General features: G+C 63.3%; 30 protein-coding genes. 23 read left to right on the top strand and 7 right to left on the bottom strand.

The genetic code is table 11. The features are described from left to right. Nucleotides 1-7 precede the first annotated feature (7 nt). Nucleotides 8-157 (top strand): DUF6889 family protein, encoded by a 150-nt coding sequence (locus MPPM_RS28220; RefSeq protein WP_157914257.1) that lies wholly within the window; start codon nt 8-10, stop codon nt 155-157. Next, a complete protein-coding gene (locus MPPM_RS23490; RefSeq protein ID WP_096487125.1) occupies nt 150-2066 on the top strand; it encodes a phage tail tape measure protein in 1917 nt (638 codons plus the stop codon). Before MPPM_RS28220 ends, MPPM_RS23490 begins: the two co-directional genes overlap by 8 nt. On the opposite strand, the gene MPPM_RS28215 is transcribed toward MPPM_RS23490, so the two are convergent. Continuing rightward, nucleotides 2067-3131, bottom strand: coding sequence for a hypothetical protein (locus MPPM_RS28215; protein ID WP_157914255.1), 1065 nt, complete (start codon nt 3129-3131; stop codon nt 2067-2069). A gap of 92 nt (nt 3132-3223) precedes the next feature. Between MPPM_RS28215 and MPPM_RS23485 the strand changes: the two genes are divergently transcribed. Together MPPM_RS23485 and MPPM_RS23480 are read left to right on the top strand one after the other, a co-directional pair. Then, nucleotides 3224-3490, top strand: coding sequence for a hypothetical protein (locus MPPM_RS23485; RefSeq protein WP_096487124.1), 267 nt, complete (start codon nt 3224-3226; stop codon nt 3488-3490). Between the two features lie 156 nt (nt 3491-3646). Further along, the gene (locus tag MPPM_RS23480; RefSeq protein WP_096487123.1) at nt 3647-4174 is read left to right on the top strand and encodes a hypothetical protein; all 528 of its coding nucleotides are present in this window, start codon (nt 3647-3649) and stop codon (nt 4172-4174) included. A gap of 9 nt (nt 4175-4183) precedes the next feature. On the opposite strand, the gene MPPM_RS23475 is transcribed toward MPPM_RS23480, so the two are convergent. The 3 genes from MPPM_RS23475 to MPPM_RS29305 are packed head-to-tail and all read right to left on the bottom strand — an operon-like array spanning nt 4184 to nt 5210. Beyond that, nucleotides 4184-4756 carry a hypothetical protein gene (locus MPPM_RS23475; protein WP_096487122.1) on the bottom strand — a complete coding sequence of 191 codons (573 nt, stop codon included), beginning with the start codon at nt 4754-4756 and terminating at the stop codon, nt 4184-4186. Next, nucleotides 4757-4993, bottom strand: coding sequence for a hypothetical protein (locus MPPM_RS23470; RefSeq protein ID WP_096487121.1), 237 nt, complete (start codon nt 4991-4993; stop codon nt 4757-4759). Nucleotide 4994: 1 nt separating this feature from the next. Continuing rightward, the gene (locus MPPM_RS29305) at nt 4995-5210 is read right to left on the bottom strand and encodes a helix-turn-helix domain-containing protein (protein ID WP_096488001.1); all 216 of its coding nucleotides are present in this window, start codon (nt 5208-5210) and stop codon (nt 4995-4997) included. A gap of 135 nt (nt 5211-5345) precedes the next feature. On the opposite strand from MPPM_RS29305, the gene MPPM_RS23460 reads away from it, so the two are divergent. The 4 genes from MPPM_RS23460 (at nt 5346) to MPPM_RS23445 (ending at nt 7781) form a co-directional block, all read left to right on the top strand. Then, the gene (locus MPPM_RS23460) at nt 5346-5645 is read left to right on the top strand and encodes a hypothetical protein (protein ID WP_096487120.1); all 300 of its coding nucleotides are present in this window, start codon (nt 5346-5348) and stop codon (nt 5643-5645) included. Between the two features lie 12 nt (nt 5646-5657). Next, a complete protein-coding gene (locus MPPM_RS28210) occupies nt 5658-6059 on the top strand; it encodes a hypothetical protein (RefSeq protein ID WP_157914253.1) in 402 nt (133 codons plus the stop codon). Between the two features lie 209 nt (nt 6060-6268). Then, complete coding sequence (locus MPPM_RS23455; protein ID WP_157914252.1) at nt 6269-6793, top strand: hypothetical protein; 525 nt, start codon at nt 6269-6271, stop codon at nt 6791-6793. 7 nt (nt 6794-6800) lie between these two features. Continuing rightward, nucleotides 6801-7781: a hypothetical protein gene (locus tag MPPM_RS23445; protein WP_157914250.1), complete on the top strand. Its 981-nt coding sequence runs from the start codon at nt 6801-6803 to the stop codon at nt 7779-7781. Nucleotides 7782-7861: 80 nt separating this feature from the next. Here MPPM_RS23445 and MPPM_RS28205 read toward each other — a convergent pair whose 3' ends face one another. From MPPM_RS28205 to MPPM_RS23435, 3 genes are read right to left on the bottom strand one after another with little or no spacing between them, the layout of a single operon-like run. Further along, nucleotides 7862-8107 carry a DUF4926 domain-containing protein gene (locus tag MPPM_RS28205; RefSeq protein ID WP_157914248.1) on the bottom strand — a complete coding sequence of 82 codons (246 nt, stop codon included), beginning with the start codon at nt 8105-8107 and terminating at the stop codon, nt 7862-7864. Continuing rightward, a complete protein-coding gene (locus MPPM_RS23440; protein WP_096487116.1) occupies nt 8104-8454 on the bottom strand; it encodes a HigA family addiction module antitoxin in 351 nt (116 codons plus the stop codon). The genes MPPM_RS28205 and MPPM_RS23440 overlap by 4 nt, the downstream gene beginning before the upstream one ends. Before the next feature lie 38 nt (nt 8455-8492). After that, a complete protein-coding gene (locus tag MPPM_RS23435) occupies nt 8493-8804 on the bottom strand; it encodes a type II toxin-antitoxin system RelE/ParE family toxin (RefSeq protein ID WP_096487115.1) in 312 nt (103 codons plus the stop codon). A 65-nt stretch (nt 8805-8869) separates the two neighbouring features. On the opposite strand from MPPM_RS23435, the gene MPPM_RS28720 reads away from it, so the two are divergent. The 15 genes from MPPM_RS28720 (at nt 8870) to MPPM_RS23365 (ending at nt 22371) form a co-directional block, all read left to right on the top strand. Beyond that, complete coding sequence (locus MPPM_RS28720) at nt 8870-9646, top strand: phage baseplate protein (protein ID WP_197705059.1); 777 nt, start codon at nt 8870-8872, stop codon at nt 9644-9646. A gap of 3 nt (nt 9647-9649) precedes the next feature. Then, nucleotides 9650-9961, top strand: coding sequence for a phage baseplate plug family protein (locus MPPM_RS23425; RefSeq protein WP_096487114.1), 312 nt, complete (start codon nt 9650-9652; stop codon nt 9959-9961). A gap of 6 nt (nt 9962-9967) precedes the next feature. Next, nucleotides 9968-10942 carry a phage protein gene (locus tag MPPM_RS23420; RefSeq protein WP_157914247.1) on the top strand — a complete coding sequence of 325 codons (975 nt, stop codon included), beginning with the start codon at nt 9968-9970 and terminating at the stop codon, nt 10940-10942. Between the two features lie 35 nt (nt 10943-10977). Then, nucleotides 10978-11763: a Gp138 family membrane-puncturing spike protein gene (locus MPPM_RS23415; protein WP_157914246.1), complete on the top strand. Its 786-nt coding sequence runs from the start codon at nt 10978-10980 to the stop codon at nt 11761-11763. After that, complete coding sequence (locus MPPM_RS23410) at nt 11763-12158, top strand: contractile injection system sheath initiator (RefSeq protein WP_197705058.1); 396 nt, start codon at nt 11763-11765, stop codon at nt 12156-12158. Before MPPM_RS23415 ends, MPPM_RS23410 begins: the two co-directional genes overlap by 1 nt. Before the next feature lies 1 nt (nt 12159). Beyond that, on the top strand, nt 12160-13347 hold the full coding sequence (locus MPPM_RS23405) for a baseplate J/gp47 family protein (RefSeq protein WP_096487111.1): 1188 nt from the start codon (nt 12160-12162) through the stop codon (nt 13345-13347). Next, nucleotides 13347-14138 (top strand): baseplate wedge 1 family protein, encoded by a 792-nt coding sequence (locus MPPM_RS23400; protein ID WP_096487110.1) that lies wholly within the window; start codon nt 13347-13349, stop codon nt 14136-14138. The genes MPPM_RS23405 and MPPM_RS23400 overlap by 1 nt, the downstream gene beginning before the upstream one ends. Nucleotides 14139-14169: 31 nt before the next feature. Further along, nucleotides 14170-15354: a glycine-rich domain-containing protein gene (locus tag MPPM_RS23395; RefSeq protein WP_157914245.1), complete on the top strand. Its 1185-nt coding sequence runs from the start codon at nt 14170-14172 to the stop codon at nt 15352-15354. 15 nt (nt 15355-15369) lie between these two features. Beyond that, on the top strand, nt 15370-15795 hold the full coding sequence (locus MPPM_RS23390; protein ID WP_096487108.1) for a hypothetical protein: 426 nt from the start codon (nt 15370-15372) through the stop codon (nt 15793-15795). 8 nt (nt 15796-15803) lie between these two features. After that, the gene (locus MPPM_RS23385) at nt 15804-16484 is read left to right on the top strand and encodes a hypothetical protein (RefSeq protein WP_096487107.1); all 681 of its coding nucleotides are present in this window, start codon (nt 15804-15806) and stop codon (nt 16482-16484) included. An 83-nt stretch (nt 16485-16567) separates the two neighbouring features. Further along, nucleotides 16568-18838, top strand: a complete 2271-nt coding sequence (locus MPPM_RS28715) for a hypothetical protein (RefSeq protein ID WP_197705057.1) — start codon at nt 16568-16570, stop codon at nt 18836-18838. Nucleotides 18839-18888: 50 nt separating this feature from the next. Next, complete coding sequence (locus MPPM_RS28195) at nt 18889-20436, top strand: hypothetical protein (protein WP_157914243.1); 1548 nt, start codon at nt 18889-18891, stop codon at nt 20434-20436. Nucleotides 20437-20597: 161 nt separating this feature from the next. Further along, complete coding sequence (locus MPPM_RS23375; RefSeq protein ID WP_096487105.1) at nt 20598-20996, top strand: hypothetical protein; 399 nt, start codon at nt 20598-20600, stop codon at nt 20994-20996. Continuing rightward, nucleotides 20993-21622: a hypothetical protein gene (locus tag MPPM_RS23370; RefSeq protein ID WP_096487104.1), complete on the top strand. Its 630-nt coding sequence runs from the start codon at nt 20993-20995 to the stop codon at nt 21620-21622. The genes MPPM_RS23375 and MPPM_RS23370 overlap by 4 nt, the downstream gene beginning before the upstream one ends. Next, nucleotides 21619-22371, top strand: a complete 753-nt coding sequence (locus MPPM_RS23365; protein WP_096487103.1) for a hypothetical protein — start codon at nt 21619-21621, stop codon at nt 22369-22371. The genes MPPM_RS23370 and MPPM_RS23365 overlap by 4 nt, the downstream gene beginning before the upstream one ends. Nucleotides 22372-22396: the final 25 nt, after the last annotated feature.

Below are 22396 nucleotides of genomic sequence, written 5' to 3'. Positions count from 1 at the left end.
GTTCTACTTGGCGCCGATCCCGCTCGGTTATTACCGCTACCCGGACCTTCTCGACGGCACGCTTCAGATCGAACACCTCGTAGAGATTAACGAGGCGATGGCCTACGAGGGGGAAAATAGACGTCGCATCCAAGAGGCCCAGCGTCCGAATGGCTGACGACGTACTCAAATCCTTCGTAGTCTCGCTCGGCTGGAAGGTTGATCGCGAGGGCGAGCGACGCGTCACGGAGACGATCGCCAGTGTCACGCGGCAGGCCGGGCTGCTTGCTGCCGCTCTCGGCGCGGCGGCTCTGGCCGCAGGCGCAGCGGTCGCCAAGATCGCTGAACAGTTCGATACGCTCTATTTCGTGAGCCAGCGGACCGGCGCGACGGTCCAAAATATTAAAGGCTTGGCGTATGCCTTCGGGCAGGTCGGCGGCTCGGGTGCCGGTGCGGTCTCGGCAATTGAGTCGTTCTCGCGATCCATGCGGACGAACCCCGGCATCCGCCAGTTCGTCCGGGATCTGGGTGTTGCGACTGAAGCCGGCGGCAAGGCTCGCGATACCGTAGACGTGTTGTCGGACGCTGTTGAGGCGATCCAGAAGAAGCACCCCTACTACGTCGGGGCGCAGATGGCCGCCCTGCTCGGGATCGACGAGCAGACGTTCAACACCGTCTCGCGCTACGGTAAGGAGATCAAAGAGTTTCGCGCCGAGTATGAGCGGACGGCGCGCACGGTTGGCTTGAACAACGATGCGGCTGCCGCCTCGTCGAACAAGTTCATGACCGCGCTGCGCGGGCTCCAAGCCGCAGCGCAGGCAGTCGCTGAGAAGATCCTGACCGACCTGTCTCCGGTGCTCACGAAGTTCCTGGAGGACGTTCGGTCTTGGATCGAGAAGAACCCAGAAGCGATCACGAAGGCGATCGAGGCCATCATCGCTGCGGCGATCGCCTTGGTGACCACATTCCGGGACATCGCCACGGCGCTCACGCCGGTCGCACAGGGGTTCCAGTCCATTGCCGAGAGCCTGACCGGCAAGGAGGGGCTGGAAGCCGCCATGACCGCGTTCGCTGCGTTCCTCGTTGGGACGTGGCTGGTGAAGATCCTCGGGGCGTTCGGAGCGGTGAGCACGGGTTGGGTTGGATTGCTTGCGACGCTCGGCCTCGCCAAGGGTGCTAATGCGAACGGCATTTTGAAGCCCTCTGAGCACGGGGCCACTCTTGAAGGCTTCATCGACAACCTCGACCCCGGCTTACGGCGGCTGATCTACGGCCCCACAGAGCAGCAGAAGGCGGACCAGGGGAAGCCCGGCCTGCTTCGCAGGATGTGGGAGGGCGGCAAGAAGATGCTCGGCCTCGGTAATTCCGCACCTACAGATGGTGGCGGGGAGGCCGCGCCGGGCCGGTTCTCAGCCCTCAAGTCCCTCATTCAAAGCAGAGAGTCGGGGTCGCACTCCTACAACTCGGTCTACGGCAACGGAAAGTATGGCTGGCCCGAAAAGAAGGTCACAGAGATGACCGTCCGTGAGTCCTTGGAATGGCAGCGGCAGCAAAAGGCAAAATTCGGCACCCCTGCTTTCCCGGTGGGGCGTGGTCAATTTGTCGGCAGGACGCTTGCCGGGTTGGCCCGCGAGCACAATGCTCTGGATGAGAAGATGACGCCCGAACTTCAAGAGAAGTTCATGGACAGCCTGATCAAGCGGCGCGGGCGCAGCGTGCAAGGGCTCCGGAATGAGTGGGAGGGCCTAATCGGCGTTCCTGCCGACAAGATCCTCAGCGCCTACGATAAGGACGGAAGTGCTAGGTCACCGGTCCCGTCAAAGCCTTCAACTCCCATCCCGCCGCTGAAGGTGCCCGCGGGCGGCATCACCTCCCAGAGCTTCAACGATCGCTTCGGGGCGGCGCCGCCGATGGGGTCGATCAGCAACAGCTCCTCAGTCGACAATCGGTCGGTCAAGATCGAACATAAGACCGATGTCAACATCAATGGGGCGGGCGATCCGGCGACAACGGCCGAGCGCTTGAAACAGACGCTCGGCCGTGGAAACGAACTCAGCCTGCGGAACGCACAAACGGCAATTCGCTAGTTAAATAGGGCTTACATCAGAGAACCGGAAAAGGTATTCCGGTCTCTCTATCGACCCCGATAGGGTTAGACTTCCTTCCTTCACACAGTCTATTGACGAAGGAATAAATGATCCGGAGAATTGTATATCAGCACCCTCTCGCAACGCTGATGCCTGTCGAAAAACCTTCGACCCCGCCTCTATCAGCGTTCCGTCGGATATATCTGATAGGGCGTTGTTCCATGTTTTGAGTGTTATTTGGGGTGAAATCTCGATATGCAGGACGCCCTTGCCCTCGCTATTAGACGATAACTTGGATATCTTACCTATCCAGCCTGAGACTGAATATCCCTTGAGTGCCGCACAAACGTTCTTAGCCCTCATGGGGCGTGCAGCGCCCTTGGCCATGTCATTTTGGCCTTGAGCATATTCGGTTCGAGCATGCTTAACAGCGGCAATAAATCCTGCCTGTTGGTTCAAATTTGCCTCCCTGTCTGAATGCGCGCTCGCGGGGGTCGCTGGCGCAATGTCGGGGAGGTTGCTAGGTTCTTCTTTGCCGCCCAAGGCGCGTTGGACAGATTGTAGATTGCTTGCGTCACCTATGTTGTAGCAGGCTTCTTCAGGCCCTATTTCGGACTGCTGGTACTCATTAAAGTTTCGATCTACGAGTGCGAGTACCTTCCTGACGCACCGCCCTCCGTACTGCCAGTACGCTATTATGGCAGAGCTATTTATGTTGTAGAACATCTGAAGATATGGAGTCTCCTCGCCGCCGATAGGCACGTTGCCAACATATCCATTGCGATTGTCGGCGATGTATACCTGCGTGCATCCGGTGCCACACCCAAATGAGATGAGGGAATAGGTTCCAGAGAAGTTTGGCCCACTTGAAATACCTGCGCGAATACGCGTTCTGTATAAATTAAATCCCCGGTCTCTTCCTCTAAAATCAGGAAATACAGGGGGGCCATGGTATATCTCGCTGACAGCAAACCGTTTCAGCGCGCCTTTATCCTGTTGCGACTGCGGCGAGGCCGGCGACGCAATAAGGGCGATCAATGCAGTGAGGGTGAGAACGTAGCGCATCGGCTGAACCTAGCTGCGGCAACCGCCTTGTCGAGTCCGCCCGTTCCGCCTAGCGTTCTGGTATGCTTCTGAAGCCTCCATCCTTGCCGCGCATGACCCTCGACGAGATGGTTGAGGATCTACGTGCGGATGCTGAGGACATCGCCTCCGACCTTGAAGGCATCCCACCTGAGGAGACGGTGACGGGCCAAGCGGCCCAGACCCTGGAAGAGTTCGGAGCCGCCCTGGCTCAGATCCGAGATGGGGCAGCGGAGGCGGTGGAAATCGCCCGCGCGGCCCTGGCCCTTGAGAAGCCGCTTAAACCGATTGGCGGGGCTGAGGACACCATACGAGGGCTGCTCAAGCCGCGGCACGTTTGAGCCCTTCATTTCTTGCCGCCGCCAGATGGTTTCGGCGACGGCCTCGGTGCTGGCTTTGTGTCGCCCGTGATGATGTGAGGCTTGCGCGTGCTCCCGTCAGGCCCTTTTGTGCCGGTTGGCCGGTCCTTCGGCTGCATGTGATAATCGTGGTGCTGCATGTCTGACATCGCCGAGAGCCTTTCGCGTGCGGACGATGACACGCTGGAGTTAATCAAGCGAGATGCCGACGCTTATCTTAGCGCGCAGTTGACGGTGGCCTTGGCGGGCAATCAGCGGGCAATGACCTTCTTCGGCTTTTTGGCCGCCGCCTCGGCCGTGATCGGCAGCGCCAGCATCGCGGCGCTGGCCACGAATGCACCTGCTGCTCCATTCGCATGGGCTGGCCTACTCACTGTCGCTGGCCTGTTAGGGGCTATGTTCCTCGCAAACCGGGCGGCGATGCCGGATGCCTTTTCCTACGTCGGCAATGATCCCGAGGGGTGGGTTGACGACGTAAAGGATGCCAAGCCGCTCGCCACTTCAAAGGCAGAGGCTCTGGCCGACAGCTCCCGGTGCATAGGCCGCAATCAGGCCGTCCTCCACCGGAGCGCGAAGCTGACGCGCATGGCGGTGTGGACAGCCTGGGGAAGCTTGCTCGCGGGCACGGTTATGGCAGGCGTCACGGCCGGCGTGATGACACCGTAGGCTGGCTGATTAGCGCGCCCCAAACGCGCCGAAGACGTGCCACAGTCGCAGCCCGACCTTGTACGCGCTCAGGTGCTCTAGTGTGTTCGTGCGAACCCAACGAAGGATGGCTTCAAGGGCTGCGAACGGCGCAGCTAGAACGGCTGCGAGGAACGTGGAAACGGGCCACGTTTCAAAGCAGAGCTTGACCGACAGCCTAAGTGCGACGGGCAGTCTGTCATCATCCCAAAGGGGGGACGATGCAGGCACGTGGCGTAGCGTCCCAAATGCGTAGACGATAGAGCGGGGCCTATCGGGGCTCGGGATCGCATCCTCTTCGAGCCGAGGAGCCAGAATGTCGGCGATCACCATGATTGGAAGGATGATCGGCGTGAGCGCAACAACCGGCGAGCCATAGGCGTCGTCGTCGATCTGGTTGAGCGCGTCCTGTTCTGGCTTCCCCTGATAGGCAGGGTCGGCCTTCATCTCGTCAATCAGGGCGCGAAAAGCCAAGCGATCAGCGCGGCGTAGGCGGATCGCAACGATCTGGATCAACGGGTAGGCGATTAAAACCGCCAAGGCGACAAGGACGGGCGTCGGCATCTACGGCTCCTTGCTCCACTCCCAATCGTACATCAGGTTCACGATAAGGGCGAGGACGAGCCCAATCGCGAGTTCCCAGCGGTAGTCCTTGATCACGTCGGTGTAGGCGTCTTCGACGCCGAACACGGTGAGATAGGTACTCAGGGCGCCAAAGACCGCACCGCTGCGAATGACGAAAAGCCACAGGCTGCGGACAAGCCAGCGCCAGAAGGAAAACGGCTCGACGTTGCGCGGCACGTCAGTTCGCGCTCTCGGCGTTCTCCCGAAGCCTCACGCCAGGGCCGCCGCCATTAGCGGGAATGAATTCTAGACCGGCTTGCTCGAACACCCGTCGTAAAAGCTCAAGGGTTGATCTCTTCGCCTCTCCGTTCTCGGCTCGGTTGAGGGTGTTTCGATGGAGGCCGGTCATCTCAGCCATCATAGGATTTGACCAGCCGAGGGCGGCCTTAGCCATCCGGATTTGCTCAACGGTGAGAACCACCGTTCGCCCATCGGTCTCAGTCATGTGCTAATGGCACCATTTTTGTGTTGACAGCACCTTTACGGCGCCTCATATTGTGCTGGTAGCACAGAAATGGGGCCAACGTCCATGTCTTCCCGCCGCCAACTCTCTTGGTCCTCCGCTCTCACCGGCCTCCGCGCCGACCGCCAACAGGTACCCGCCGGCTTCCTCGGCGCTCGCGGTCGGGTTGAGGTTTTTGTCAAGTTCCAGCGCCGTCCGCTGGTCGTGAACGGTCAGTTCGACCGCGCCGCAATCATGAAGGCAGCCGTTCTCGCCGCGAAGGCGCATCAGGATCGTTTCGGCGATAGCTGGGGCGAGGCCATGTCGGTGGCGCTCAAAGCTGCGTGGCAGACGGCGCGCACCGCTCGCGCCAAGACCGCGAACTGAGGGGAGGGGGCAATGTCCAACCACTCCCGGCGCGGTTTCCTTCGCGGCCTCACGACACTGCCTTTGATCGGAGGTGGCGTCACTCTCATCGGCTCGCCAACGGCTGTTGCCGAGCCCGTCACTGACCGACTGTTCGATGCCTATCTCGGTTTCATCGTTCATAAGCATCGCGAGATCCTGGCGCAGCACTCCTATCGAAAAGCGGTTGCGCGCGCTGCTTCTCTATCCCGAGAGGGGGTGACGATGCCGGCGGGGTTTCCGGAGGCCTGCGCTCAAGACACCCGCGAGTTGCCGTACTTGCAGTGGGTGCCCAAGGGCAGCGACGCGGTTGATTATTTTTGCCGCGCAGCCTGCCCAACGACCCGAGCGGCGCTCGTTCTGAGTGCTGTCGGCTACGACTGGCGCCAATCCTAATCGCAGATCCGTCGGAAGACGGAAGCGGACGACGACCGTATCGGCAGTGCCGCCCAATACCGTTCTGTCGTCGTCTGCACCTATCCCGCCCCGCCAGGGCGGTATCAAGCGCGATCCCGAGTTCCCCGACTTCACGGGTGCCGGCGGTCGCTTCCGACCACCTGTACGCGCTTCAGGCCCTGGCGGGCCGGCGCCCGTGGAGACCCGACATGGCCGCTTCAGCAAAGCCCAAGGAAAGAGATCTCGTTGCCGAGGCGGCTCGTGCCGCTTTGGAAGCCGCGAACGGCGATGTGCGTGAGGCGACCCGCGCCCTGGAGCAGTCCGTGCGCAACAACCGTCGTCTGCGAGACGATCTGACCGACCCACTTCTCTCGACCGCTTGCTACGCCGCCGTGACCGCACAGTGCCGCGTCGAGCGCCGGAAGGTGTGGACCCCGCCGGCCGAGAAGCTGGTCGCCAACCGCACGAACGGTTCGCACCGCGTGGTGCAACTCGCGGCTGGCACGCTCCTCATGTTCCCGCTCCCCGGCGGCAAGAAGCTCGGTGAGGCGACCCGAGAGGAGATTGCAGAGGCCGCGCAGTTCTACGATGCGCAGGCAACGGATATGGGGGTCAAGGCGCGCTGGCTGCGCCTCGTGGCTCAGTCTGTGCCGGGCGACAAGACGGCTGGCGATGTGCTCACCGATCGGCGCCTGCGCGAATTGCAGGAGGCGGCACGTGGCCTCGCGGAGTAATTCAGAGATGCCGGGCACGTCCCGGCGCGGTCGGGCGACCGTTGAACATCTGCCACCCCATCACGATGCGTCGCCCACCGCACCCCTTTACCCAATCGGCGGTAACGCCGATGACGAGGCTGGCCAGTGCCTTCGTGGCACCCATACAACCACTGCCAGCCTCGTCGCCCATGATACCGAGATCGCCGACCGTGAGGCCGGCGAAGGCGAGGCCGGCCATGGCAGACGCGTTATCCAACTACCCCCTGCCGACCTCGCCGACCTTATTGCAGAGGTCCGTGAACAATGGCGGCGCCGGCAGGCGTGGCACCGCGCCGAGAAGTCGTTGACCTTGCAGGCAAAGGCCCTGTGCCGTCGCCTCGCTGAGGGCGGCGACAAAAAGGAAGCGGACAAGATCTACGGTGCCGCCATCGGCAAAGGCTCTCATCCCATGGGTGAGGTTGCCCTGGCTGCAATGTTTCCTCTGACCGAAGCCCGAGATGGTGTCGAGCGCCACCGCAGGGCTGTTGAGAAGCGGCTAGTGGCCTTGGCGAAGGGGCTACCCGTCGCGCCGTGGGTTGAGGCCACACGCGGCGTCGGCTTGCTGTCTCTGGCGGCCATCGTCGGCGAGGCTGGGGATCTCGGCTCCTACGGCAATCCCGCCAAACTATGGAAGCGCATGGGGCTGGCCGTGATGCCTGATGGCGGCCGGCAGCGGCGTGTCGGTGGTGTCGAGGCGCTTGACCACGGGTACAGCCCGGCTCGGCGCTCGGTGATGTGGAACCTCGGTGCCTGCATCGTGAAGGCTGGCGGGCCGCTCAAGGTAATTTACGACGCACGGAAGGTCTACGAGGCCGAACGGGTCGAGACCAAGGCGCACGCGCACAATCGGGCGCAGCGCTACGTCGAGAAGCGATTTCTCCGGGACCTCTGGTCCCAATGGAGGAAGGGTGAGGGTGGCCATCTGATGGACGGCACCCAAATGGCAGGCGCCGCTCTCACCCACTAATCGCAGACACCGCCTCGGCGGTGAGGCGAGGGCGGCCGATGTATCAGCGCGCCCCAGCCGAGAGGTGCCGCCCTCGTCACTCACTTAATGGACGATACCAGCCACACGACCGCTAGGGCTTGAGCGCCTACCGTTGCAAGCGTACCTAAAGCTGGGACATCGAATTCGACCACGTAGGTGTCACCCAGATTGACGACATGCACGACCGTACCTTCAGACCCAGACGGTATGCGCTCGCCTTCGTCTCCTACGGCATCTGACAGCAGGCGCACCACGTCGAGATCGCGCGGTGGCGCCTGATCCAAAGTGACGGTGCCAACACTCATGCAGCCGTCTCCAACGGTCTGATCGCAGCGATCTCTGCCCCGATCTCGCGGTCCAAGACGTCGATTTCGTACTTGCGCTGAAGGTTGAGCCAGAACGCGGGGGTGGTGCCGAAGTAACGCCCGAGCCGCAGCGCCGTGTCGGTCGAAATCCCGGTCTCCTCCGTTGCGATCCGCTCGATGCGGGTGCGCGGCACGCCGCAGGCGCGAGCAACGGCGCCGGCCGACAGGTTGAGCGGCACGAGATACTCCTCCCGGAGGATTTCGCCGGGGTGGATGGGAGATGTGATCTCCTCAATCTGAGTGAGGTCGAGGGCGCGTAGTTCGGCAAGGGGCGGATAAGCGGTCATCGGACGGATCTCCGTGGCGGCGGAGTGGTGACGGGCGGTCAGTGATAGTCGGTGAACTCGACCCGCTCCGGCCCGGCTTCGGTCCAGACGAAGCAGAGACGGAATTGATCATTGATGCGGATCGCGTGCTGGCCGGCGCGGTCGCGCTCCAAGGCGTGAAGCCGATTGCCGGGCGGCGAGCGAAGGTCCTCCAGGGTCTCAGCGGCGTTCAAGGCTGCCAGCTTACGCCGCGTCGCCTTGAACAGGTCGGCCGGGAAACCCTTCGGGCGCAGACCTTGCGCCACTGTCTCGGTCAGGCTGTCGTGAAAGCTCTGGATCGCCACGTGGCAGCTCGCGTCTGAACGGCCCATGTATCGCACGATGATACATCCACGTCAACAATTTTGTATCGCCTCGTGATACGCGGGTTTCGTTGATGGCCCTTCTTGGCGAGCTGACTTACGCCCTGATCTCTACGTCCTCGCGGTCCATCGGTGGCATCATCCCCGATGTCGTGATCGAGGAAACCCACCGCGACAGCCTCATCATCACGCAGCACCCCGTGGAGAAGGGCGCGGCGATCACCGATCACGCATTCTTGCGGCCTGCCGAGGTTGAGATGCGGTGCGGGTTCTCCAATTCGTCCCACGGCGATGCGGGGTATGCGAGGCAGGTTTACGACGCGCTAAGGCGCCTCCAAGCCTCGCGGCAGCCGTTTAGCGTCTATACCGGCAAGCGCGCCTACCGCGACATGCTCATCGCCGATCTTGGCGTGACGACGGAGGCGAGGACAGAGAACGTGCTGGCTGTCGCGGTGCGGCTCCAGCAGATCATCATCGTCTCTACTAAAACGACGGGTACGGGCACGAGCACGACGACGGCCGGCGGTTCGCAGAGTGCGCAGGCCAATCCTGAGTCCACGGGTAGCGTGCAGAATAAGGGCGAGCAACAGGGCGTCGGCGTCGGCAACCAAGAATTCATCGGCGCCGCCCAGCCGAACTTCAACCCGAACAATCCAAGCTTTTCTCCAGGTGGCTTCGGCACAGACGGAAATGGCTCGTTCGGCCTGAGCCCTAACCAATTCGGCTTGGACGGCATCAGCTCGGGCGGGCCGCTTGAGGTGACGCTGCCTGAACAGAGTGTGGTGGGAAGCAGCCCTTCGGCAGGCGCCGGGGGCGTCTACGCGGACCCCTATAATGTCTTCGGATCTTGATCTGTGGCGATCGTCGAAATCCCGCTGACGCCTGAGGCGCAGTCATTTTCCATCACGCTCGGTGGTGTGTCTTACCGAATGCGCTTGATGTTCAACGATGCCGACGAGGGCGGCTGGACGCTCGACATTGGCGACCAGGGCGGCGCGCTCCTCCTTGCCGGCGTGCCGCTCATTCCGGGCGTCGATCTGCTCGCCCAGCACGCGCACATGGACTGGCCAGGAGCGCTGGTGGTGACGACCGACCGCGATACCGGCGAGATCCCGACCTTTGATGGCCTCGGCGCCACATCGCACCTCTATTTCGTGACGATCTGACGGGCGATGGGACAGCAATACGCTCGAAACTGGAAGGCCAGTTTCACGGTCGGCGGCAAGGCGCTTGATCCGAGTAGCCTTCGCATGCGGTTTGCGACGCAGCAGAAAGACACCTCGACGCCGCACGTCCTGAACTTGTTCATCACGAACCCGAGCCGGACGACCATCGAGGCGATCCGCGAGGAGTACAAGAAGGTCGAGATCAGCGCCGGCTACGATCAGGACATCGGCACGATCTTCTCCGGTGAGATCATTCAAGTGCGGTCCGGTCGGGAGAACGTCGTGGACACCTACGTCCACATCCTCGCCACCGGCTCGGAGCGCCCCCGCAACTTCGCGGTGGTCAACAAGGCGCTCGCTGCGGGCCACACCTTCCGGGATCGGGTTGATGTCGCCGCTAAGGCGCTTCAGGAGTACGGCGTCAGCGTCGGGCACATCGACGACCTCGGCAACAAGAAATTCCCGCGCAACTTCATCTGCTTCGGCATGGCGAAAGACTTGCTGCGAGAGGTCTGTGAGGCGACCGGCGCCTCATGGCACATCCACAACGGCAAGCTGAACATCCTCAAGAACCAGAACACGCTGCCTGACGGCGCAGTGGTTCTGAACTCCGACACGGGCATGGTGGGACTGCCGGAGCAGACGCTTCAGGGGGTCATCGTCCGGTGCCTGCTGAACTACCGCATCCGGCCCGGCACGAAGCTTCAGATTAATGAGTCAAGCATTCAGCGGGCGGCGATCAGCCCGGCCTACGCGGCAGGCGCGCAGAACACGTTCTTCCGAGATCAGAGCCCGAACGAAGCCTTGCAGAGCGGCATCCTCGGGATCGCGGCAGACGGCTTCTACAAGGCTCTGCTGGTTGAGCACAACGGCGATACCCGTGGACCAAATTGGTACACCGAGATCGTCTGCGTGAAGGCTGATGGCGGTTATTCCCCCGCGCTGATCTCGCGCGGCATCTCGGACGCGGAGGGCAACTGATGGATCTGCGTTACCGCTTCGACGACGAGACCGAGATGCACGAGACGATCCGCGACGCGGTGCTCTCGGGCCTGCACATCGCGATCCCGGTCGGCGTGTCCGAGGACAGCAAGGACGGCCACACCGTGAAGCTAAAGGCGCTCGTGAAGGCGGTGCGCAGGAAGCCAGACGGCAGCAAGGAACTGGTGGAGATGCCTCCGTTCTCTGACGTGCCGATCCAGTTCGCGAGCGGTGGGGGGACTACAGCAACCTTTCCGATCAAGTCTGGCGAGGAGGGGATCTATCTTGTCGCCTCGCGCGGCTTTGATGCATGGCATCAGCAGGGCGGCGCGCAGCCAGCGATCGATGCTCGGCGGAACAGCCTGTCGGACGGCTTCTTCATCCCCGGCGTTCGCAGCGGCAAGCGCAAGCTGGAGAACTACTCGACGGAGTCGGCGCAGATGCGGTCCGACGACGGGAAGCACGTGTTCGACCTCCACCCAAAGAACGGGCCGTCCATGGCGGCCGATGGGGGCAAGCACGTGGTCTCGGTGAACCCGACCGGCGGCATCTCCATCAAGACTTCGACGGCGCTCGCTGTGGATGCCGCCAAGGGCACGACCTTCAAGGGCGCCGCGCACTTCACCGATGCCGTGAGTTCGGACAAGAGCTTCAAGGCACCTACCCTGACTGGACAGGTCGGCGGCGGCTTCACAGGCATCGCCAACGGCTTTGTGGGCGCCCTGATCGGCGCGGGTGCCGTTCTGATCGCCATGGCCGCCCAGGCGCCCTCTGACGGCGTCCAACGCGCTTCCTACACGCTCGCTAAGGTGATCCGCTGATGCGGGTTCGGAAAGTCGATGCGACCGGCGACTACGTGTTCGGCGGCAACCAAGCGGCCTTCCACCGCGACACGCCCGACGCAGTCGCCCAGATCGTAGAGAGCCGCCTGCAACTCTGGTCTGGCCAGTGGTACTTGGATCTCGACGAGGGCACGCCCTACGAGACACAGGTGCTCGGCAAGCGCACCGAGGCGATGCGTGATCCGGCTCTGCGCGCTCGCATCCTCGACACGCCCGGCGTTACCGAGATCGCGGACTACAGCAGCGTCCTGAACCGCGATACCCGCGGCTTCTTGGTCAGCGCGGCGATCATCACCGATTTCAGCCGGACCGACCAGCAGGGCCGGACCGTCAACACCGCGACCGTCACCACGTCGGTCCGCGAGGCGCGCTGATATGGGCACCACCCCAACTTGTCAGATCACCGCGGCCGGTATCGTGCGGCCGACGTTCGAGAGCGTCCTAGGCTACGTGCAGACGGCCTACCGCGGCATCTATGGGCAGGACGTGTATCTCGGCGCGGACAGCCAGGATGGCCAATTCATGGCCCTGCTGGCGAACGCGATCCACGACTGCAACGGTGAGACCGTCTCCGTCTTCAACGCCTTCTCGCCCTCGACCGCGCAGGGGGAGGGGCTGTCTTCGGTGGTCAAGCTGAACGGCATCCGCCGGAAGTCGGCGACATTCTCCACCGTCGATCTCCTCATTGTCGGCCAAGTCGGTTCGGTCATTTCCGATGGCGTGGCCCGAGATGCCAGCGGCGTGGCATGGAGCCTGCCTGATCCGGTTGTCATCCCGAACAGCGGACAGATCACCGTAACAGCAACCTGTCAGGTGAAGGGCGACGTCCAGGCGCCGACCAATACCGTCACCATCGTCGCAACTCCGACGCTTGGATGGCAGTCGGTCACGAACCCGAGCCCGGCTTCGCCCGGCTTGCCTGTTGAAACGGACCTCCAGCTTCGGCAGCGACAGACGCTCTCCACAGGCCTGCCGGCGAACACCCCGCTTGACTCCCTCCGCGGTGCCCTGATGGCAGTATCGGGTGTGGCGGCGAGCCGGGTCTACGAGAACGACAGCAACATCATCGACGTCTATGGCGTGCCGGCCCACTCTATCGCGGCCGTGGTGGATGGCGGGGACGTCAACGACATCGCGGGCATCATCGCGCGGAAGAAGACCCCCGGTGTCGGCACCTACGGCGACGTCATCGTGCCCGTGACCGACAATTACGGCGTCCCGCACGACGTCGGGTTCTTCCGCTCCAAGCCTGTCAAGGTCGCGTTCTACATCCCGATCCGGGTGTTTCGCGGCTACACCGCCGATACCAAGGCTGCGATCCAGCAGGCTGTAGCGGCTTGGGTCAACGCCCTCGGCATTGGCAACCGTCTCCCGCTCAGCCGCGCCTATGACGCCGCGAACCTGAAGGAGTCGCCGATCAATGCGCCGTTCGAGATCGTGCCGGATGGCATGGTAGCGACGCGCGACGGCTTTGCGCCGGGCGAGCCCTCTGACTTGGAGGTGGCCTTCTACGAGCGCTTGGTGTGCGCCGCTGAGGACGTGAACGTCACGGTCGTCGGCTGATGGTCACGCTCGACGACTACCTCGGCCGGATCACGCCGTGGCAATCGCCGCGTCCGAAGTTCAGCGCGACGGTCTCGGCCACTTTGGAGCCGATCACCACGGCGAAGGCCGTCATCGCCTCAATCCCAGTCGCCTACGATCTCGACACGGCGGCCGGCGCGCAACTCGATGTAGACGGTGAGTGGATTGGCCCATCACGCCGCGTGCCGGTGCCGATCCCGAATGCCTATTTCGCGTGGGCGACGCCGGGGCGGGGATGGGGCCAAGGCGTTTGGCGCCAGCCCTTCTCGCAGCGCTTCGGTGTCTCCCTCCTTGATGACGAGACCTATCGGCGTCTGCTGAAGGCCGTGGTGCTCGCCAATCGGTGGGACGGCACGGTGCCGGGAGCGCAGGAGGTGTTGGACGCCTTCTTCATCGACCCCGAGACCTTCGTCTTTATCCAGGACAAGGGGCAGGTGCCGTTCCCGCGCGCCACGTTCGCGTGGGGCATCGCTGGCCGAGGATGGCAGCGGGGTTCCTGGCGAGGCGATGGGGTGCAGAAGCCGAATATCGGCACCGTCAACGTCGCCATGAGCATTTGCATCGCCGGCAAGATCCCGCCTCCGGTCATGCTCGGATTGCTCGGTCAGAACGCACTTCGGTTGAAACCAGCCGGCGTGACGGTGACGTACCGCGTCACCTCGGTCAATCGGCGGCCGATCTTCGGATTCGGCGTGCAGAACAAGTACATTTCCGGCTGGGGGGCAGGCGCTTGGGCCGTTTCCCCGGAATATCTGCTGAACAAAGCTTGAGGCTCCGCCTCCCCTAACTTGCAGGCAAGCAATGGCTGGTCAGAACGACTTCTACCCGTTCGCTACGGGTTCGGGAGCGAATGTCTACACCGTCGCCAGTTACATGGCGAACGCGGCGCGGCAAACCGGCGTCGTGGAAGGGGAGGCCGATCCGCTCCTCGCCAACAATGCATGGCGACAAGGCACCGTCCTCGCCTCCATGATCGGTGACTTCATCGCGGCGCAAAACTACGATGCGCGCGATAACGGCGACATCGCTGGACTGCGGACCAACTTTCAGAACGCGCTTGGTCAATACGTTGGCGCCAACGTGGTGCCTTCGGTCGAGCGGGTTCACTATGGTCTAGATACGGGCACGCAGAACAACATCGTCGCCAACGTCTCGCCCGACATCGCAAGCTACGTGGCCGGCGCGCTCTACCAGATCCGCGTGCTGTTTGCGCCAACCGGGGCCGTGGTTGCCAACCTCGACGGGCAGGGTGCTCGTGCAGTCGTCAGATCGGATGGCACGCAGATCCAGGCTGGCGATTGGGGCACGGGCGACATCCTGCTCATGTCGGATGACGGCTCGGTTCTGCGGGTGCAGGGCATCCGGTCCTCCAACCTCCCGGCGCGGCGTCTCTCGTCCTACACGGCAGCAGGCAACTACACCTTCACGGTCCCGCCCGGCGTGTTCTGGATCTTCGCCGAGTGCGTTGGCGCTGGCGGTGGCGGTGGAGGCGGCGGCGGCGGCGCGACGTGGTCGTCGGGCGGCGGCGGCTCGGGCGGATACGCTGCGGGCTGGTTCAGCGTCAATCCCGGCGACACCATCGCGCTCGTCGTCGGAGCCAAGGGCATCGGCGCGAACAACGGCAACAATGCTGTGGCGACAACCGGTGGCACAACCACGGTCGGTTCGCTGATGCAGGCGTCCGGCGGCACAGGTGGACGCGGAGGCGGCAACGGCTCGCCTGGCGGCACGCCCGGCGGCGGGCTCGGCGGCCAGCGCAATCTCTACGGCTCAAACGGCGGCGACGGGAACCCCTACAGCAACGCCGTCCAAGGCGGCCAGGGTGCGGCATCAGCCTTCGGTGGCGGCGGTCGAACTGCGACCAACAACACCAACGGCGTGCTTGACGGCTTCGCTCCGGGCTCCGGCGGCGGCGGCATCTGGCACACGAACACCGCTCAGGTCGGCGGTAACGGCGCGGATGGCGCCATCTTCATTCAGTACTGATCGGGGCTCTTTGACATGCAGACCTTCGCCCATGTCGTGGACGGGACGGTTCGCGAGATCCTGACCGTCGAAGATGGCCTGAAGCCCGGCGAGGATGTGTTCCGGCCCGAGTTCGCTGCGGCTCTGGTTGCCTGCAACGACAGCGTGGCGGAAGGAGACCTCTACGCCAAGGGCAAGTTCAAGAAGCCCCCGCCGCAGCCCGATCCAGTTCCGCCGAGCATCAGTGCGGCGCAGGCCAAGATCCAGCTTCGCCGCTCTGATCTGCGTGAGAAGGTGGAGGCGGCCATCGCCAAGGCGGATGACGACGTCAAGGACTGGTACGCACTTGCGGGCACGTGGGAGCGCAACAACGCCTACGTGACTGCGATCGGCGAACTTGTGGACCTCGACAGCGCCGCCATCGACGACCTTTTTCGCCAAGCCGTGACGATCGGGAGCTAAGCCCTCTCGTGGTGAGCCAGATCCTCAATATCATCCCGCGCAAGCAGAATTTCGAGACCGGCACCAACGAGGATTGGGTCGATGGCTTCGCCTTCGTCGTGGCAGCGTCGCCGGTCGAGGTGGCCGATCCATCCAACAAGGGCAACGGCACGGTCGGCGCCGTGACGGTGCAGCCCTACACGCCGCTCGGCACGTATCGCATCGTCATCACCGATATCGAGGCGGGGGCAACCTTCTACTCGCTCTCACTGCTCCAAGTCGGCGGGGGAGCGAACGAACTCGCCCGCGGGGTCGTCGGCGCGCCGCTCGTCGTCAACGGAATGAGCCTGACGGTCAATCAGGGTTCAACGGCTTTCGCGGTCGATGATGGGTTCTCGCTGGCTGTGCTCGGCGCCTTGCAGGACGTGTCTGGCATCCGCTTCGACATGCAGCTTCGGCGCACGCTTGGCACGGCCTCGGACTATCCTGCCACGGTGGTTCTGTCGGCTTCGACCGAAGCGGCCCCGACGCCGACGCTGGTCAACGCAGGCGCCGGTGGAACGGTCAACATCGCCTTCCCTGCCGCCAAGATGCAGGGCATCGCACCAGCCCTCTACGACTACGACCTGATTGCCCGCGACGGCAGCATCACGCGCCGCGTCTACAGCGGCACGGCGAACATCGTGCCGGGCGTCACCCGCGTGGCCTGACGGGTCACGCATCACCCTTTTCCGCTCCTGATCGTGTCGAGGCTGTCCGCCTCCGCGGTCCCTTGCGCCGTGGGTCTCCCATCATGGCTATCGTAAACAGCACGGTGCCCGCACCGTCCGCCATCTATGTGCCGGGCATCGGCACGCCAGGGCGTGACGGCACTGACGGCGTGGATGGCCGGAACGGCACCGATGGCCGCGATGGCGCACCGGGGCAGGGCGTCATCTTTACCCGCACCGCTGCGGCGAGCATCCCGGCCTGGCGGGCTCTCGTTGCCAATGCGGACGGCTCGGTCATTCCTGCGGCCCCCTCCGATCCTACCCACCGAGGCCGAATCATCGGCATCACGGCACGGGGCGCTTCGGTTGGATTGCCGGCCTCCATCCAGAATGCCGGGGACTTGCTCGGCCCCGACGGCGGCTTCACGGCTGGGACAACACTCTTCGTCGGAGCCAACGGCACCCTCGTCACGACCCCTCCCGCCTCTGGCTGGCGGCAGATTGTGGCGACCGCGACGGCATCAGGTCAGGTCGTCGTCGCCCTCGGGGAGGCGCGCGTCGTTGCCGAGGAGGGTACGGCGCTCGTCGTGCCGGGCGGGTTCGCCTCGGCCGCATCGTCCGCCGACGTGGATCAAGGCGAGGCGACCGACAAGTTCGTGACGCCGGCCGCGCTGGACCCCGCTCTGTCGGGCAAGCTCGGTCTCGCCGCGTTCCTTCAAGCGGCGGCCGGCTACAACCTTCCGTCCTCGAACAAGACGATCCTCGATTGGCTCGCCGACCTGATGATTGAGGGCGCTGAGCTGCGCGCGCTCGGCTTCGTTGGAGACGGGCAGAGCCATCCGCTCAGCGAGCGATTCGGCACGGGCTCGGCGGGCCTAGCGGCAGCGAAAGCCGTATTCCCGCGTGCGGTCGCCCTGACGGAGGAGATCGACGGCCACGCGATCCAGCGTCGGATCGATATTGCCGTCGGGAACGGGATGGCCTCTTGCACGGTGCTCCCGCGCGGCTGCACGGCGCTGACCTCGTTCCCGATCGACAGCACCGCAACCAAGGCATGCCACGTCTCAAGCCCCGGTCCCGCGACGATCAAATGCGTCGGAGCCTCGTCGGGGTGCTGGAATCACGGCACGGAGGCCGCGAAGGCGTCGGGGCCCTTCACATGGCGCGGCGTCGATCTCGACAGTGCGTCGAGCGTTCCGACGACCCTGCTCACGACATTCTTCGGTGTGGGCGGGATCGGACGCGGCCAATGCCTCACCGTGCAGAAGGCTCGATTTGATCGCGGTACACGCGGATGGCTGCTCGGAGATATGCCGCGCGGGGCGACGATCTACGACCTTCAGGTGTTCGGTCCCGACAATCAGATGCAGGCTGGCGCCGGCATTGAGGTCAAGGTCACCAATGCCTGCACCTACGGCTCGTTCGCCTACTCGTGGAAGGACGTCATCGTCGCCAACTATACGTGGGCGTGGGACTGTTCTTGCGCTCAAGCCCTCGAAGCCGTGCTGTTTTCTGGATGCCATGGCTACAACGGCTGGGGCTTCTGTCGCGTCAACAACAGTCGCTCCGGCTTCTATTACTCCCTCCTCTGGGAGTTCAATGGCTGCGATTGGGAAGGCCTCGGGTTCGCCCTCGACATGTACCGCTGCAAGGGCGTGCGCGTGCGTGGCGGGTTCTGGATACAGACGGCCAACAACGCCGGCCGACCGCTGCCGGCCGGCGTCGTGACGGATGGGGGCGAGCTGCGGCACGTCAACTTCCGCGACGTGAACGACTTCATGCTGGACGGAATGCAGTTCTCGGCCGGAGCCCCCTCGGACGGGAGCACGCGTACCAACTACGTCCTCGTCCACACGGACACGGCCTGCTTCGCGGGCGAGATCACCGGAAGCTCGCTGCTCACCGACCACGCCACCGCAACGTGCGCCTTCCGTATGGGTGGGTCGAAGACGGGCACGATCGTCGAGCGTCGCACGAAACTGTTGAATTGGTGGGGCAACCCGCCGGTCGTCGTCTACGCCGGCACGGGCGATCAGCCGTACCAGATCAGCGAGGCCGATGCGGCTTCAAAAGGCGGGACGGTCAGCGACAGCGGCTACTATCGGTTCAAGGGAGTCGGCGTGTACACGTCCGACGCTCAGGGACGGTTTACCATCCCGCTCCCGCGCCGGTCCGGCGGCGTCCTCCCGTTCTTCCACGAGACGCCGGTCGCCATGGTGACGCCGGGCAACTCGAACGGCGCCACAGTCGGGCTCTCGATCATCAGCGTCACGGGCACGGTAATCACTGTCGTTGTCGCCGGCAACGCCTCTGGGGTGACCCTGGCGGCGTACTGGACGGTTGAGGGCTTCTAGCGCTCGCGCGCTCCTGTCTTCCGTACATCACCTGACAGCAAGGCATCTGCATGCCCGAGTTTCGCTTTGGCGCATATATCGACGGTGTTCTGTCCGAATTGAAGCCTGGAGATGCGCGGGTTGGCGCAGCGTTAGCTGCGGCACCTGTGCCGCTTGAAGGTGGAATCAAGACGATCGCCGCCGCTATCGACGGCGCGGTCCAAAAAGACAAGCTCCCACAGCAGCCCGTCGCCGGGCGACTGTTGCGTGATTGGTTCAGTGACGACATCAACTTCAAAGCGCTTGGAGCGCCAGGGGATGGTGTTACCGATGCAACGGCATACTTGGAAGATGCCTTGGGGAACGCCTCCCTGAGGGCGGATCGTTTCTTTCTAAACAAAGGGAAATTTAGATTTGTAAGACCGCTCACCCTCGATATCTCCAAGCGACTTGAAGATGGGCGCACGCCAAACTTCCAGGCTGCTGGCCCCTCATCGGCACAATTGTTCTATGACGGGCCAGATGGCAATCTGTCAGCGCTGACGATTGTTGGAGACCCGGCCATCAGCGGAAATTTCGGCGCCTATTTGAGGCACCGCCTGGGGGGATTTACAATCACGACGGGCGGCAAACAGCAGGCCGTCGGCCTGTCGCTGAAAAAACTAGCCTTTGCCGATTTTGATCCCATTTATGTGGAAGGGTTCGGGCTCGGGTTCGGACTCACAGACGTCGTCTCTTGCTCCTTTAGTAAGTGGGAAGCAAAATACAATCGTGCTGGGCTGCGCGTATTCCCGAGAACTACATTCTCGAATGGAAACGCGCTTACATTTAACGCCCCCGTTATTTCTCTAAATTCTCTCTACGGGGCTCATATCGAAGCTGCATCTTGTGTGGCGATTGTAGGGGGAAGCATCGAGGCAAACGGGGGAGATGCTGGGGGATTTGGGTTCGGCCTTCAGATGCTCAACTCGGGCGGCGAAGGCGGAGCAGCGCTGTCGATGCTGGGTACATATGTTGAGGGGAATATTGGACTCTCCGATATAATGCTGACCGCAGGCAGCGATCCCTCAACCTATTCAATGACCGGAGTTACCTTCAATCGGCCGGATTCATCGCATTTTGCCACGCACAACGTCATGGTTGAGACAAGTGCGAATTCTGGCCATGTCAAACTTGATATGAGGGCGTGCGCTCATCGAAGTTACAATGATTATCAGCCTCTGGCTTCTCGCAGATATATCCAGCACTACGGCCCGTCGAACAAGTTTACCTTCAGCGATAGTTCACCGATTTACAACAGCCCGGTTGAGGCGCCTGGACTACTCAGCGCTCGGGTTATCGCCCGCGCTAGGTTCGACGGCACTGTGGCGAGCGGGCAAGTTGCGCCGGTATCGTCATTTGGTGTGGCGAATATTTCTAAAGATGCAACCGGCACCTACACGATAACTCTACTCGACTCAACGGGGAACGCGACTAAAACACCCGTTGTCTCAACGAATGCCCCGGTTACTGTGCAGACGTTCGGCGAGAGTGCGTCTCAAGTTGCAATTCGGTTGTTCGACCGAAATGATGCCCTGCGAGACGCGAGTATTATCTCCGTAGCCATCTTCGACGGTTGAATTGGGCGCTGGTCCTGCTCGCCCGACACCTTGCCTCCATACTGGAGAGGGCCATGCGCCGCGAAGAAGCCGCCTACTTCGGTCTCTGCCTTGCCGTCTGGGAAGCTGGATGGCGCCTTTGGTGGGAGCGCTGCATGACCTACGGTTGGGGTGACCTGTAGATGGCGATCATCGTCTCCGCCCCCGACGCGTTTTACGACGCCGAGCCGTGGGAGTTCGATCTGACGGTCAACGAGTTGGACGGCTCCGCTCCAATGAACCTGACCGGCTCGGAACTCTTCGTGAGGTTCGTGTCACTGTCGGACAACGTGTCGGTTGGCGTCTGCAACACGGCTGCCGCGAATGGCTCGCTGACCATCGTAGAGCCCGCCGCCGGCAAGGTGCGGGTGAGCGTGCCGAGCCAGGGGCGGACTTGGCGACTGTCGGCTGTACGTCCCGGCGCGCTCCTGCTTCCATCCACGGTCGTCGGAGATCTCTTCCGCCGAGCTACAGCGCAGGGCGAGCCCAAGGGCATCGGCCGCATTCAGATCCGGGTTCTGCCGAGCACGGGTGCTGCGTGAGCAAGTTGCCCGTCTATGCCATCGCCGTACAGGGGCGCCCTCAGGTGGCCGTAGCGGCCCTTGGGCGGCCTGCCGTGGCTTCCGTGACCGTCCCCGGCCAGCAGGGCGCACGGGGCATCCAAGGCGAGCGAGGGCCGCAGGGCGACTCGGGCGACTACGGCACGGTCCGCTACGGCGAGATGATGGGGGCGACCGTCACGGATCTGCCCGCCAACACGGATGCTCCCTTTATCGTGACCGCGCCGAGGGATGTGCTCGGCAACCTGCGCGGCCCCTTCGCCGACTTCGCCTTTCTGGATGACGACGGCGTGCTGCGTGCTCGCAAGTCGGGCGACTCCTACCAGCTTTCGCTCCGAGTGACGGCCGTGCCGCAGCTCTTCGGCGGCTGGCTCAAGATCGGGATCTACATCGCCGGCAATATCTCGGGCCTTGAGGGCGCGACCTCCGAGCGCACCGTGCCGCTGACGGAAGCGGCCGGCACGCCCCACCGCATTGATGAACTGTTCCAAGTGACCCCGCGGTCAGGTTTCCTCGCGAACGGCGCCAAAATCATGCTGCGCGCGTCGGTCCCGGTCCGGCTCTCGCAAGAGACCTTGTTCGTGACTCCCTTGGTGGCTGCGCCGTGATCGTCGTCCAGTACCTCGCCGATCGCAACGTCCTGTGCATCACGGGGGTGGCGACGCCGTTCCCGGCCGGGTCGCTGGAGGCTCGGCGGCAGGGCGACACGGCCGGGACCGGAACGTGGGACGACATCAGCCCGATCAACCGGGATAGCGTCCAGGCCACGGCCGGAAGCCGTCCGACCGCGAACACGACAGACGGCGGCATCACGACGACCAGCACGCAGAAGATCCCTTCCACGTTGCCGGCCGATCCTGAGATCGAATACGGCTGGGCCGTCATCACGATCCCGGTCCTGACGGGCAGCAACAAGTCGATCATCGGCTCGACCGACGGCTCGGGCAACAGCGGTCGCCAGATCGCGGTGAACACGTCCGGCGGTATCGTGATGAACCGTCAGGGGCAATCGCAGCAGATCGGCACCGCGAGCGGCCGGATCGTCGCGGGGCAGAAGCAGCTTGTCGAGTGGATCAGGCAGCGATCGACAACGCTGCCGACCCAGATCTGGGTCGATGCCGTCCAGTCTGCGTCGGGCACCGTCAACGACGCTTATGCTGCGGGAGTGACCTCGTTTATCGGCGGGCGCCAGAGCGGCGAGAACTTCGTTGGCTCTATCCACGAAATCGGCGTCGTCCAAGGCAACATCCCTGACGCGGCGACCCGGGCGAAGGTTCAGGGCCGGGTGGCTTGGGAGCACGGCATCCAAGGGCGCTTGCCGGCCGCGCACCCGTACAAGGCTACGGCGCCAGCCTGACTGCTCATTGGTTGCCTAGCCCTCA

Origin of the sequence: Methylorubrum populi, assembly GCF_002355515.1 — a bacterium.
Classification (GTDB): Bacteria; Pseudomonadota; Alphaproteobacteria; order Rhizobiales; family Beijerinckiaceae; genus Methylobacterium; species Methylobacterium populi_A.
This window is presented reverse-complemented; position numbering and strand designations above follow the sequence as displayed.

Excerpts from the sequence above, each read along its gene's own strand:
- MPPM_RS28210 (WP_157914253.1), top strand. The coding sequence starts at position 5,658 with ATGTCCAACCACTCCCGGCGCGGTTTCCTTCGCGGCCTCACGACACTG.
- MPPM_RS23420 (WP_157914247.1), top strand. The coding sequence starts at position 9,968 with ATGGGACAGCAATACGCTCGAAACTGGAAGGCCAGTTTCACGGTCGGC.
- MPPM_RS23440 (WP_096487116.1), bottom strand. The coding sequence starts at position 8,454 with ATGACCGCTTATCCGCCCCTTGCCGAACTACGCGCCCTCGACCTCACT.
- MPPM_RS23475 (WP_096487122.1), bottom strand. The coding sequence starts at position 4,756 with ATGCCGACGCCCGTCCTTGTCGCCTTGGCGGTTTTAATCGCCTACCCG.
- MPPM_RS23410 (WP_197705058.1), top strand. The coding sequence starts at position 11,763 with ATGCGGGTTCGGAAAGTCGATGCGACCGGCGACTACGTGTTCGGCGGC.
- MPPM_RS28205 (WP_157914248.1), bottom strand. The coding sequence starts at position 8,107 with ATGAGTGTTGGCACCGTCACTTTGGATCAGGCGCCACCGCGCGATCTC.
- MPPM_RS23460 (WP_096487120.1), top strand. The coding sequence starts at position 5,346 with ATGTCTTCCCGCCGCCAACTCTCTTGGTCCTCCGCTCTCACCGGCCTC.
- MPPM_RS23480 (WP_096487123.1), top strand. The coding sequence starts at position 3,647 with ATGTCTGACATCGCCGAGAGCCTTTCGCGTGCGGACGATGACACGCTG.
- MPPM_RS29305 (WP_096488001.1), bottom strand. The coding sequence starts at position 5,210 with ATGGCTAAGGCCGCCCTCGGCTGGTCAAATCCTATGATGGCTGAGATG.
- MPPM_RS28715 (WP_197705057.1), top strand. The coding sequence starts at position 16,568 with ATGGCTATCGTAAACAGCACGGTGCCCGCACCGTCCGCCATCTATGTG.
- MPPM_RS28215 (WP_157914255.1), bottom strand. The coding sequence starts at position 3,131 with ATGCGCTACGTTCTCACCCTCACTGCATTGATCGCCCTTATTGCGTCG.
- MPPM_RS23405 (WP_096487111.1), top strand. The coding sequence starts at position 12,160 with ATGGGCACCACCCCAACTTGTCAGATCACCGCGGCCGGTATCGTGCGG.
- MPPM_RS23375 (WP_096487105.1), top strand. The coding sequence starts at position 20,598 with ATGGCGATCATCGTCTCCGCCCCCGACGCGTTTTACGACGCCGAGCCG.
- MPPM_RS23415 (WP_157914246.1), top strand. The coding sequence starts at position 10,978 with ATGCACGAGACGATCCGCGACGCGGTGCTCTCGGGCCTGCACATCGCG.
- MPPM_RS23490 (WP_096487125.1), top strand. The coding sequence starts at position 150 with ATGGCTGACGACGTACTCAAATCCTTCGTAGTCTCGCTCGGCTGGAAG.
- MPPM_RS28195 (WP_157914243.1), top strand. The coding sequence starts at position 18,889 with ATGCCCGAGTTTCGCTTTGGCGCATATATCGACGGTGTTCTGTCCGAA.
- MPPM_RS23400 (WP_096487110.1), top strand. The coding sequence starts at position 13,347 with ATGGTCACGCTCGACGACTACCTCGGCCGGATCACGCCGTGGCAATCG.
- MPPM_RS23445 (WP_157914250.1), top strand. The coding sequence starts at position 6,801 with ATGCCGGGCACGTCCCGGCGCGGTCGGGCGACCGTTGAACATCTGCCA.
- MPPM_RS23485 (WP_096487124.1), top strand. The coding sequence starts at position 3,224 with ATGACCCTCGACGAGATGGTTGAGGATCTACGTGCGGATGCTGAGGAC.
- MPPM_RS23455 (WP_157914252.1), top strand. The coding sequence starts at position 6,269 with ATGGCCGCTTCAGCAAAGCCCAAGGAAAGAGATCTCGTTGCCGAGGCG.
- MPPM_RS23395 (WP_157914245.1), top strand. The coding sequence starts at position 14,170 with ATGGCTGGTCAGAACGACTTCTACCCGTTCGCTACGGGTTCGGGAGCG.
- MPPM_RS23390 (WP_096487108.1), top strand. The coding sequence starts at position 15,370 with ATGCAGACCTTCGCCCATGTCGTGGACGGGACGGTTCGCGAGATCCTG.
- MPPM_RS23435 (WP_096487115.1), bottom strand. The coding sequence starts at position 8,804 with ATGGGCCGTTCAGACGCGAGCTGCCACGTGGCGATCCAGAGCTTTCAC.
- MPPM_RS28720 (WP_197705059.1), top strand. The coding sequence starts at position 8,870 with ATGGCCCTTCTTGGCGAGCTGACTTACGCCCTGATCTCTACGTCCTCG.